Below are 2,197 nucleotides of genomic sequence, written 5' to 3'. Positions count from 1 at the left end.
CACTGAATCGTGCTGATGTCGATGCCGTCCTTGAACATCTCCCACAGCGGCGAGAGTTCGCGCAGCTTCGCGACGCGATCCTTCAGCGTCGTGACCACGTAGTCGATTTCCTCGGTCGTCGTGAAGCGGCCGATCGTCATGCGCAGGCTGGAGTGCGCGAGTTCGTCGCTTCGGCCGAGCGCGCGCAGCACATAGCTCGGCTCCAGGCTCGCGGAGGTGCAGGCCGAGCCCGACGACACCGCGATGCCCTTGATGCCCATGATCAACGATTCGCCTTCGACGAAGTTGAACGACATGTTCACGTTGTGCGGCACGCGCCGCTCGGCGTGGCCGTTCAGGAAGGTCTGCTCGATGTCCTTCAGGCCGTTGATCAGCCGCTGCTGCAGCATGCGGATGCGCTCGTTGTCGGCACCCATCTCGGCGCGCGCGATGCGGTAAGCCTCGCCCATGCCGACGATCTGGTGCGTCGCGAGCGTGCCCGAGCGCATGCCGCGCTCGTGGCCGCCACCGTGCATCTGCGCCTCGATGCGCACACGCGGCTTGCGGCGCACGTACAGCGCGCCGATGCCCTTCGGGCCGTAGGTCTTGTGCGAGGCCAGGCTCATCAGGTCGACCGGCAGCGCGGCCAGGTCGATCTCCACCTTGCCGGTGGCCTGCGCCGCATCGACGTGGAAGATGATGCCGCGCTCGCGGCACATCGCGCCGATCGCCGGGATGTCCTGGATCACGCCGATCTCGTTGTTGACGAACAGCACCGAGACCAGGATGGTGTCGGGGCGCATCGCCGCCTTCAGCTTGTCGAGGTCGAGCAGGCCGTCTTCCTGCACGTCGAGGTAGGTCACCTCGAAGCCCTGGCGCTCCAGCTCGCGCATCGTGTCGAGCACGGCCTTGTGCTCGGTCTTCAGCGTGATCAGGTGCTTGCCGCGCGTCTTGTAGAACTGCGCGGCACCCTTCAGCGCCAGGTTGATGGATTCGGTCGCACCCGAGGTCCAGACGATCTCGCGCGGATCGGCGCCCACCAGCGCCGCGACCTGCTCGCGCGCCTTCTCGACCGCCGCTTCCGCCTCCCACCCCCACGCATGGCTGCGTGACGCCGGGTTGCCGAAATGCTCGCGCAACCACGGGATCATCGCGTCGACCACGCGCTGGTCCACCGGCGTCGTCGCGCCGTAGTCCATGTAGATCGGGAAGTGGGGGGTCATGTCCATGGGAGTCAGCTACGGCAAAGAGGCAGCGAAGGGTTGGTGGAGAGGCCTTACTTCGAGAACGCGGCGCCGCCGAGGGCGAAGACCGAATTCGGGGCGGTGATCTTGATCGGCTTGACGACCGGCTGCGTCGAGATCGCGCGCTTGACCGGTTGTTCCTCGATCGAGATGCCCTTGGCCAGTTGCTCGTCGACCAGCTTGCGCAGCGAGATCGAATCGAGGTACTCGATCATCTTGGAGTTCAGGCTGGCCCACAGGTCGTGCGTCATGCAACGGCCGGTGTCCTCGCCCATGCAGTTTTCCTTGCCGGCGCAACCGGTGGCATCGATCGGTTCGTCGACCGCCACGATGATGTCGGCGACGGTGACTTCCTCGGACTTGCGACCCAGCGAATAACCACCGCCGGGGCCGCGGGTGCTCTCGACGAGCCCATGGCGGCGCAGCTTGCCGAACAGCTGCTCGAGGTAGGACAGCGAGATCTGCTGGCGGGCGCTGATCGCGGCCAGCGCGACGGGGCCCGAATGCTCACGCAGAGCCAGGTCGATCATCGCGGTCACTGCAAAACGGCCTTTGGTGGTCAGACGCATGAAATTCTCCTAAGCCGATTGGGCGGCCAACAATGTCAACGAAGCAGATGAGGGCGATTTCACGCTTGTCGAGTCCCCGCTTGCCTTCCCCGGGGTAACCCTCGGTTGATCCCGAGAGGATTACTCAAGTATAGATGAAACCTAGTTTTTTGGTCGGCAATGGACCTGAAAGTTCCGTAGCGCGCATGGGGCTATTCGGGGCGCGGCAATGACAGGTGCCGGACCAGCCCGTCGCAGGCGTCCTCGACCAGGTCGAGCACGTGGTCGAACCCCTCCGGCCCGCCCTGGTAGGGGTCGGGCACGACCGGGCTCGAGAAGCGCACGCCATGCTGCGTCAGCCGCCCCAGCTTGGTGCGGTGCTGCGGCGGGCAGCGCTCCTCCAGCTCGGCGAGGTTGTCCCAGTCC

General features: G+C 65.4%; 3 protein-coding genes. All 3 read right to left on the bottom strand.

What is annotated here, in order from left to right; all coding sequences use genetic code 11:
- A partial coding sequence (locus AC1D15_RS28260; RefSeq protein ID WP_477828623.1) for an IscS subfamily cysteine desulfurase occupies positions 1–1,202 on the bottom strand: 1,202 nt, incomplete at its 3' end.
- Between the two features lie 53 nt (positions 1,203–1,255).
- Positions 1,256–1,792, bottom strand: a complete 537-nt coding sequence (locus AC1D15_RS28255) for a Fe-S cluster assembly transcription factor (protein WP_047502971.1) — start codon at positions 1,790–1,792, stop codon at positions 1,256–1,258.
- Positions 1,793–1,983: 191 nt separating this feature from the next.
- A partial coding sequence (locus AC1D15_RS28250) for an arsenate reductase/protein-tyrosine-phosphatase family protein (protein ID WP_477828622.1) occupies positions 1,984–2,197 on the bottom strand: 214 nt, incomplete at its 5' end.

The sequence above is a fragment of the Rhizobacter sp. P2_H2 genome (genome assembly GCF_056403375.1).
The sequence above is the reverse complement of the archived record's forward strand: the minus strand, read 5'-3'. Positions and strand labels throughout refer to the sequence as shown.